This window comes from Aeromonas sp. QDB25, from assembly GCF_027707725.1.
Classification (GTDB): Bacteria; Pseudomonadota; Gammaproteobacteria; order Enterobacterales; family Aeromonadaceae; genus Aeromonas; species Aeromonas caviae.
Genome location: NZ_JAPCIZ010000114.1, coordinates 1 through 7,816, shown reverse-complemented (window position 1 = coordinate 7,816; position 7,816 = coordinate 1). Strand labels below are relative to the sequence as shown.

11 protein-coding genes are annotated in these 7,816 nt (G+C 63.5%); 6 read left to right on the top strand and 5 right to left on the bottom strand.

The window, feature by feature from the left end:
- Positions 1–133: 133 nt before the first annotated feature.
- Entirely contained in the window at positions 134–349 is a 216-nt protein-coding gene (locus PG883_RS21780; protein WP_244061808.1) for an FCD domain-containing protein, read from the bottom strand.
- Between the two features lie 15 nt (positions 350–364).
- Here PG883_RS21780 and PG883_RS21775 point away from each other — a divergent pair, with 15 nt between their 5' ends.
- Positions 365–715 (top strand): PfkB family carbohydrate kinase, encoded by a 351-nt coding sequence (locus tag PG883_RS21775; protein ID WP_113979102.1) that lies wholly within the window; start codon positions 365–367, stop codon positions 713–715.
- A gap of 78 nt (positions 716–793) precedes the next feature.
- Entirely contained in the window at positions 794–1,318 is a 525-nt protein-coding gene (gene eda / locus PG883_RS21770) for a bifunctional 4-hydroxy-2-oxoglutarate aldolase/2-dehydro-3-deoxy-phosphogluconate aldolase (protein WP_234823660.1), read from the top strand.
- A gap of 133 nt (positions 1,319–1,451) precedes the next feature.
- Here eda and PG883_RS21765 read toward each other — a convergent pair whose 3' ends face one another.
- A complete protein-coding gene (locus PG883_RS21765; protein WP_042880882.1) occupies positions 1,452–1,892 on the bottom strand; it encodes a GNAT family N-acetyltransferase in 441 nt (146 codons plus the stop codon).
- A 182-nt stretch (positions 1,893–2,074) separates the two neighbouring features.
- On the opposite strand from PG883_RS21765, the gene PG883_RS21760 reads away from it, so the two are divergent.
- On the top strand, positions 2,075–2,575 hold the full coding sequence (locus PG883_RS21760; RefSeq protein WP_010673967.1) for an SRPBCC family protein: 501 nt from the start codon (positions 2,075–2,077) through the stop codon (positions 2,573–2,575).
- A gap of 72 nt (positions 2,576–2,647) precedes the next feature.
- On the opposite strand, the gene PG883_RS21755 is transcribed toward PG883_RS21760, so the two are convergent.
- A complete protein-coding gene (locus PG883_RS21755) occupies positions 2,648–3,154 on the bottom strand; it encodes a GNAT family N-acetyltransferase (protein ID WP_052815855.1) in 507 nt (168 codons plus the stop codon).
- 152 nt (positions 3,155–3,306) lie between these two features.
- Positions 3,307–4,497: a GNAT family N-acetyltransferase gene (locus tag PG883_RS21750; RefSeq protein ID WP_113979094.1), complete on the bottom strand. Its 1,191-nt coding sequence runs from the start codon at positions 4,495–4,497 to the stop codon at positions 3,307–3,309.
- Between the two features lie 261 nt (positions 4,498–4,758).
- Here PG883_RS21750 and PG883_RS21745 point away from each other — a divergent pair, with 261 nt between their 5' ends.
- From PG883_RS21745 to PG883_RS21735, 3 genes are read left to right on the top strand one after another with little or no spacing between them, the layout of a single operon-like run.
- Positions 4,759–5,577, top strand: coding sequence for a DUF3100 domain-containing protein (locus PG883_RS21745; protein WP_010673963.1), 819 nt, complete (start codon positions 4,759–4,761; stop codon positions 5,575–5,577).
- On the top strand, positions 5,574–6,023 hold the full coding sequence (locus tag PG883_RS21740; RefSeq protein WP_042016367.1) for a hypothetical protein: 450 nt from the start codon (positions 5,574–5,576) through the stop codon (positions 6,021–6,023). The genes PG883_RS21745 and PG883_RS21740 overlap by 4 nt, the downstream gene beginning before the upstream one ends.
- Positions 6,023–7,204, top strand: a complete 1,182-nt coding sequence (locus PG883_RS21735) for a M20 metallopeptidase family protein (RefSeq protein WP_113979096.1) — start codon at positions 6,023–6,025, stop codon at positions 7,202–7,204. Before PG883_RS21740 ends, PG883_RS21735 begins: the two co-directional genes overlap by 1 nt.
- Positions 7,205–7,531: 327 nt before the next feature.
- Here the strand turns inward: PG883_RS21735 and PG883_RS21730 are convergent, their stop codons facing one another.
- On the bottom strand, positions 7,532–7,702 hold the full coding sequence (locus tag PG883_RS21730) for a hypothetical protein (RefSeq protein WP_270808143.1): 171 nt from the start codon (positions 7,700–7,702) through the stop codon (positions 7,532–7,534).
- Positions 7,703–7,816: the final 114 nt, after the last annotated feature.

Genomic DNA, 7,816 nt, shown 5'->3' with positions numbered 1-7,816 from the left:
GGCTTCGAGAAGGAAACTGGGGCTCGATAAGCCCCCATTGTGCATCAGTCAGCTGATAACGGCGGGACACGGAATGGATCTTAAGCTGTTGAGAAGATGTGAGATTATATCTTCATCACTTTAAGAACACAGCTTAGCCGTTGGCAGTGGAAGGCTGGGTCAAATGAACGACGGGATTTTCGGAGAAGAGGTAGCGGTCATCCTCCATTTCGTCATCGAAGATGGTGGCCTGGAAGAGCATCTGCCTGGTGTTCTCCAGGTGCTGCCACATGGCCAGCTTGGCCGCCTGCGGATCCTTGCGCATCAGGGCCTTGAGGATCTGGTCGTGATCGTCGCACCAGCTGGAGATGGCCTTGTCGTCGATATGCTCGTGGAGCTTGCGCCAGTAGGGGTTGCGCTCGCAATGCAGCCAGGGAGCCAGGGCTTCGGGGTGGGCGAGATCGTCGTCAAGCGCGGCTCTGAGCCTTGCCTGGTGGTCACGGCAGCGCAGCGGATCGAAATCGCCGCCCTGCGGTTGTCCCCCGAACAGGTGATCGACACCACGGCGGCGGGCGACTCCTTCAGCGCCGGTTATCTCGCCGCACGCCTGCAAGGGGCCGACGTCGCCGACGCCGCCCGGGCAGGCCACAGCCTGGCGGCGGCCGTCATCCAGTATCCGGGGGCCATCATTCCCCCCTCCCACATGCCATCACTCAAGGAAACGCACCATGTCTGATCTCATCGCCCGCCTCGAAGCCCCCCCGTCATCGCGCTGAAAGATGCTGCCCAGGCCGTCCCCCTCGCCCGGGTGCTGGTGGAAAATGGCCTGCCCGCCGCCGAGGTGACCTTCCGCACCCCCGCCGCCGCAGAGGCCATCCGCCAGATGCGCGCGGCCTACCCGGATCTGCTGATCGGGGCCGGCACCGTGCTCAACCGCGAGCAGGTGGATGCGGCCGTTGCGGCGGGCGCCGACTTCATCGTCAGCCCCGGCTTCAACCCGACCACGGTGCAGTACTGCCTGGTCAAGGACGTCACAATCATCCCCGGGGTCAACAACCCCAGCCTGGTGGAGCAAGCCATGGAGATGGGGCTGCGCCACCTCAAGTTCTTCCCGGCAGAGCAGTCAGGCGGCACCGCCATGCTCAAGGCCCTGGGCGCCGTCTATCCGGTGCGCTTCATGCCCACCGGCGGCGTGACGCCGGCCAATCTGAAAGAGTATCTGGGGCTGAATGCCGTGATCGCCTGCGGCGGCACCTGGATGGTGCTGGCCAAGCTCATCGACGAGGGCAGGTGGGAAGAGCTGGCCGCCCTGGTAAGAGAGGCCGTGGCGGCCCTGTGATCATCGGTTGAGCGAGGGAAGGTCTGCCCTCCCCCGGATGTGTTGAAGAGCCACTTCCCGCGAAGTGGCTTTTTTATGCCCTGCCAGGGCTGGAGATCAATGTGCGGTGCGGTTGCCGCAGTCTGCCAGCGGCTTATTCCCCTGCGGCATCGGGCGTCAACACCAGCCTGCGCCAGGGGCCCGTGATGTCGCAATGACCCGTCTCTTCGGTGTTCTCCCAGCCCAGGCGATGATAGAAAGCCATCGCCGTGGTGTTGCGCATGGCCACCTTGAGGGAGGCCGGGGAGGGGTATCCGGCCAAGCCGGCGGCAAGCAAGGCCCGCCCCATGCCCTGCCCGTGCCAGTCCGCCACCACGTAGAGATGATGCACGAAGCTCTCGGCCCCCCAGATGGAGACGAATCCGCACGGGCTGCCCCCTTTCTCCGCCACCCAGATCTCCTCGCCCCGGGTCTGCTCGGCAAAATCCTCGAGCCGGAACAGGGCGGGATCAACCCAATGGAAGGCCTGGCGCCTTCCCTTGAGGAAGAGCTGCGCCAGCATGGGCTCGTCAGCTTCCGTCATCATTCTGATCATGACACCATCCTTGCGTTGCGTGCTTGTCGCTTCCCACTCTCGATGGATCCCGCCGTGCTGTCAAATCGGCAATGTGGACCCTCTTGAATACGTAACCGTGTGACACAGGGCTGCCTATTTTATCGCCTCAGGGGCTATACTGCCGAGGTCCCGTCCATGACTGGTTTGAGGTTCACTGATTTATGGATAACAAGCAAATTGAAGGCAGTATTCTGGTACCCGCCCACATTGACGATGTCTGGCGGGCCTGGACCACGGAGAGCGGGCTGCGCAGTTTTCTGGCGCCGGAGTGCCTCATGGTCCCGGAACCCAACGGACCGTTCGAGATCTATTTCAGACCCGATGCTCCCCTCGGCGAGCGTGGCAGCGAAGGGTGCCGGGTGATGGCGGTCATGCCCCATGATCTGCTCAGCTTCAGCTGGAATTTCCCTCCCCAGTTTCCCCACATTCGTCAGCAGAAGACCCAGGTCAGCCTGCGCTTCGTGCCGGAGGGCCAGGGCACCCGGCTCCACTTCCTGCAGACCGGCTGGGCGCAGGATCCGGATTGGGACCAGGGTTATGCCTACTTCCGGGAGGAGTGGCTGGAACTGAGTCTGCCAAGGCTTCAGTACCGTTTCACCCACGGCCCCATCGACTGGAACAACCCGCCGGGCAAGCAGCAGCTGAAATCCCTGGCCCAGTGACGTCCATTCAAGCGATGGACATGGCACGAAAAAGGACCCGCTCAGGGTCCTTTTTCGTGGATAGGCAGGCGGTCACTCCACCGGCTCTTCATCGAACAGGGGGTGATAGAGCACCTCGCCCCTTACCCCGTCGAGCCCGCCGGGTTGCAACTCCATCGCCATGAAACACTCCGTCGACACCTCGTAGATGCAGTGCAGGCCGAAGTCGCTGGCAGGCCGAAAGCCGAAACGGGCGTAGTAGGCAGGATCCCCGAGCACCACCACCGCCTTCCAGTCCATCTCCAGTGCCGTGTCCAGCCCTTCCCGCACCAGATCCGAGCCAATGCCCTGCCCCTGCCAGTCGGGATGCACGGCCACGGGTGCCAGTCCCAGCCAGGGCCCTTCCTGTCCCTCAATGGTGATCGGGCTCAGCATCAGGTGCCCCATGAACTCGTACTCTTCCTCCTCGACCATGGTGACCACGGCGGCCCCACATTCTCGCAGGCGGTTGACCAGTTCGGCCTCGTCGGGACGACCAAAGGCGGCACTCACCAGCTCATAGACTGGCAGCATGTCGCCGGGACGCTCGGTTCTCAACATACAGCGTTACTCCTCGTACAGCAGGGCGGCCATTATTCCACAGAAGTGGGGCGCCACTTCACTGCCTTTGTCTGAAAATGGGAGGACGGACTCAGGAAAACGCCTGACAAACCCCGCACCAGGCTTCGCGATGACCGCCCTTGCGCAAGCCATCAGCGTCCGTCGTCAGGCTGTCGCAATCGCCGCAGATAGGCGAGGCCCAGATCCCCGCACTCCTTGAGGAGGGCGCCACCCCCATGGGCCTGCACCCCGGGCGCCTCTGGCGCCAGCATGGCCTGGGGATAGCGCCGCACCGTCAGCCCGCTGAGTGTCTGCTCGTCCTTTGTCACCTCCCCCACCATGAAGAGCGCCACCCCCTCACCGTGCAGTATGGCCACGACCACCTCCTCGTCATCCAGCCAGGGGGCCAGCACCTCTTTGCGTGCATCCGTCAGGCGCGCCGGGCGATCCAGCCGCCAGTGATCGAGCACGAGGGCGCCATCGGCCGGATCTGGCCGACGCCCGTCATGGTGCATGCCAGTCTTTTCCATCACCCGGCCTGAGGCGAGGTTGCCCGGCATGTGGCGGGCGGTGAGGGCAGGCAGGTGCCACTGCTCGAAGGCAAACGCCCTGACCAGGCTCGCGGCCCGGGTGGCCAGCCCCCTGTTCTGCCAGGGCACGCCGACCCACCATGCCAGCTCCCCGTGCCAGTGCAGGGAGAGGGTGCCGACCAGGGGAGCGGGCTCGTCTTCACGCCCCTGGGGCAGAGTCAGGGCCCAGGTGCATCCCAGCCCGAGAGCAGCCTTGCGCCCGCTCAGGGCAAGCCAGTCCCGCGCCGCCTCCGGCGAATAGGGGTGGGGGACGTTGAGGGTATAGCGGGCGAGCGCCGCATCCGAACAATAACGCAGGATGGCGCTCTCATCGCCGGGCAGCAGGGGGCGCAGCACCAGCGCGTCCTGCCCGCCAGGCTCGCGCAGCACCGGGGTCATCAGGCGGCGGGCAAGCAGGCGTTGCAGGGCAACCCCGAGGTCGTCATCGGCACCGAGGCGGTGATCCGCCCCCGCGGGCCCCAGGGTGAGCAGGCCGCTCTCTCTGGCCAGGGTCAGCAGGGAGCCGGAGGCAGCGATCAGGATCTGCCGGTCCGGCTGTGTCGCCATCAGCGGGGAGGCGGCCTCCCCCAGCCAGGCGGCAAGCAGGTCGCGGGCAAGGAGAATGCCATCTGGCGGGCTGACCGACCAGGGTGCCATCTCCCTCGCCTCCCCTTTGCCAAGCAGCAGCCACCAGCGGTTTCCCTGGTGCTGCCAGGCCTGCAACGCCGCTTGCCAGGAGGGGCGCCAGAGCGCCCCCTCGATCAACAGATCCATTCCTTCCCCCATATCCGCCCCCCGTATCAGGCACCGGGTGCCCGGGCGGCACCACACTCCTGTCTGAGGCAGCATAAGCCGCTGCCAATGAGTTGTTAAACCATATGTTTACCATGGTTAAACGGCATACCCCATGAAAAAATGCCATATGGCTGACTTGATGGCGGTCACATTCCTTCCCCTCTTCGCTTCCTATCATGCCCCCATCATGGCGCGACCAAAGACGCCCATGAAGGACAACGGATAACAAGAGAACACACTATGCAGCCAACCAGCCCACTCAAAACGGTAGTAGTCAGTACCCTGGCGACCGCCCTGCTGATCTTCGTGGCCCAATCCCTCATCGGGAAGCAGGAGATCAGACTCGGCATCGCCATCATCCCCATCCTGCCCATGCTCTTTGCCGTCATCATCGGCATGATCGTCTCCGCCAAGCCCGTCAAGGATCGCATTCCCGGCTGGAAGAGGCTCTTCACCGAGCGAGAAGAGGGCTTCTGCGGCAAGATGGTGGGTTTCAGCCTGCTGATCCTCGGGACCCAGTATGCGGGGATGATCATCCCCAACCTCAAGATGATCCTGAGCGTCGGCGTACCGCTCTTCCTGCAAGAGATAGGCAACCTCCTGCCCATCCTCATCGCCATTCCACTGGCGGTGAAATTCGGCTTTGGCCGCCGCGCCATCGGGGCCTGCTCCTCCATCAGCCGTGAACCCTCGGTCGCGGTGATCCAGGGCAAGTTCGGCACCGGCTCCCAGGAGTACATCGGCGTGCTCGCCATCTACCTGTGCGGCTCCGTCATCGGCACCCTCTGGTTCAGCGTGCTTGGCAGCATTGCCCCCCTCACGGGGCTGCATCCCCTGGCCCTGGCCGCCGGTTCCGGCGTGGGATCCGGCTCCATGCTGAGCGCCGCCTCCGGTGCCCTCATCAACGGCCTCGACGAGGCGATGGCCCAGCAGGTGCTCAGCATCGCCGCCGCCTCGAATCTGCTCTCGTCGGCCCTGGGGGCGCTCTCCCTCACCTATCTGGGTCTGCCGCTCGCTGAAAAAATCTATGCCCTGACCGCCAAAGGAGAGAAAGCATGAAAAGCATCGTGATGGATATGCGCTTCGTCTTCCTGGCGATCCTGCTGGCCATGTTCACCCAGACCCTGACCTCGGGCCTGCCGCTGTGGCAGATGGGGGACAGCTTCGTCGCCATGTCCCTGGTGGTGTTCGCCTCCCTGGTGACCAAGCGCTATCTGCCCTCCTCCCTGCCGGCCTTTGCCTATGCCACCATCATCGGCATTCTCATCTGCCTGCCGGAGACGCCGGTGCGCGGCCTCTTCATCGATGCCGTGGCCAAGATCTCCTTCCTCTCCTGCTGCGTGCCGCTCCTGGCCTTCGCGGGCCTCTCGGTGGGCGGTCAGCTGGAGGAGCTCAAGAAGATGTCGTGGAAAGTGATCCTCATCTTCATGATCGTCTCCACCTGCTGCTTCTTTGGCGCCTCCCTGGTTGCCCAGCTCGGTTTCTCCATTCAAGGGATCATCTGATGAACCACTACCATATCGAACCTGACCTGTTGGCCCTGCGCGACTTCAGCTACGAAGTGCGCCACCACCTGCACCGCATCCCGGAATACTCCGGGGCCGAGTTCAAGACCTCTGCCTACTGCCGTGGGTTGATGGAAGAGTTCGGCTACAGGATCACCCTGTATCCCGGCTTCACCGGTTTTCACGGGGATCTGGCGGTCGACCCTGCCCTGCCCACCATTGCCTTTCGTGCCGACATGGATGGCCTGGAGATGCACGACATGAGCGAGGTGGCGTTCAAATCCACCCATGAGGGGATGGCCCACAACTGCGGCCACGACTCCCACATGGCGATCGCTCTGACCGCCGCCAGGTTTCTGGCCGCCAACCGCGATCGCCTGCGATACAACGTCCGCTTCATCTTCCAGATGGCGGAAGAGGACATGCGCGTCCCCGGTGCCGAAAAGATGGTGGAGCTTGGTTGCATGAAGGGGGTGGACGAGGTCTATGCCCTGCACAACGACGGCGCCATGGAGACGGGCACCATCAAGTTCAACCAGGGGGTCATGTCCTCCTGGGGGTCTGCCTGGACGCTCGATGTGCACGGCATCTCCGCCCACGGCTCCACCCCCCACAAGGGGCTGGATGCCATCCGGGAGGCGGTGCGGATCATCGAGGATATGGACTACATCGTCGCCAAGCGCACCAGCCCGTTCAGCCCGGCGGTCTTTGGTTGCGGCATGATCAACGGCGGCACCATTCCCAACGCCATCGCCGATCATGTGCAGGCCCGTGGCACCATCCGCGCCATGGACGCCGAAACCGACCAGATCCTGAAAAACAGCTTCAGGGACATCATCGCCCAGAGCGAGCTGCGCGGCTTCAAGACCACCATGGTCCATGCCGGCTACCCGGCAGTGGAGAACCACCCCCAGGCCTGCGAGCGCCTGCAACAAGCCGCCTCGGAGGTGTTGTCCAGCGACGGGATCAACGCAAAGGGCCAACCCATGACCGGCAGCGAGGACTTCAGCTACATGATCAACGCCACGCCAAGCCGCATGGGGGCCATGTTCTTCCTCGGCAGCGGCAATCAGGCCAAGGGGATCTGCAACTACCTGCACGCGAACCCCTATTACCTGGACGACGACTGCCTGCTGGTGGGAGCCCAGATCTTCGTCAATCTGGCGACCAGGGTCGACTGACGGGCCAGGGGGATCTGCCACTACCAGCACCACGTCAATCCCCTACTACCCGGATGATGACTGCCTGCTGATCGGTGCCCAGACCTTCGTCAATCTGGCGACCCGACCCCCTAAGCAGCAAGGGGACTGCCGCACCCCGAGGCCATGCTGGATGATGGCGAACTGCGGCTCGGCACCCGGAGCGCCGTCAATATGGTGACCACGATAGCCGGGAGAGAGGGATCACCGGGAAAAGGCAGCGCAGGACACCACTTATCACAAAAAAGAGAGGCCATTGGCCTCTCTTTTTTGCCTCTATGCAGCACATCTGACTCCCCCTGACGGCCTTCAGAGCCAGGGCAGGGTCGCAGACGGGGCGGGCGTTCCCTGGTTGAGCAGCGCCAGCTGCACCGTCTCCCGGCTCACATGGGGGGCATAGAGGTGGATGAAGTCGTACATGTAGTCCCGCAGGTGGGCGTGCCTGCGCAGGCACACATGGGCCACGCTCGAGGCGATCATATGAGGTTCTTCGCGGGATCCTGGGAAAGTGGAAGTTGACAGACAGGGTGCTGGTAAACTGGCTGTCTCCAAACACACCACCACCATCACCCTGCTGTCGCCGTGCATCATATT

Excerpts from the sequence above, each read along its gene's own strand:
- PG883_RS21775 (WP_113979102.1), top strand. The coding sequence starts at position 365 with ATGCTCGTGGAGCTTGCGCCAGTAGGGGTTGCGCTCGCAATGCAGCCA.
- PG883_RS21765 (WP_042880882.1), bottom strand. The coding sequence starts at position 1,892 with ATGATCAGAATGATGACGGAAGCTGACGAGCCCATGCTGGCGCAGCTC.
- PG883_RS21760 (WP_010673967.1), top strand. The coding sequence starts at position 2,075 with ATGGATAACAAGCAAATTGAAGGCAGTATTCTGGTACCCGCCCACATT.
- PG883_RS21755 (WP_052815855.1), bottom strand. The coding sequence starts at position 3,154 with ATGTTGAGAACCGAGCGTCCCGGCGACATGCTGCCAGTCTATGAGCTG.
- PG883_RS21750 (WP_113979094.1), bottom strand. The coding sequence starts at position 4,497 with ATGGATCTGTTGATCGAGGGGGCGCTCTGGCGCCCCTCCTGGCAAGCG.
- PG883_RS21745 (WP_010673963.1), top strand. The coding sequence starts at position 4,759 with ATGCAGCCAACCAGCCCACTCAAAACGGTAGTAGTCAGTACCCTGGCG.
- PG883_RS21740 (WP_042016367.1), top strand. The coding sequence starts at position 5,574 with ATGAAAAGCATCGTGATGGATATGCGCTTCGTCTTCCTGGCGATCCTG.
- PG883_RS21735 (WP_113979096.1), top strand. The coding sequence starts at position 6,023 with ATGAACCACTACCATATCGAACCTGACCTGTTGGCCCTGCGCGACTTC.
- PG883_RS21730 (WP_270808143.1), bottom strand. The coding sequence starts at position 7,702 with ATGATCGCCTCGAGCGTGGCCCATGTGTGCCTGCGCAGGCACGCCCAC.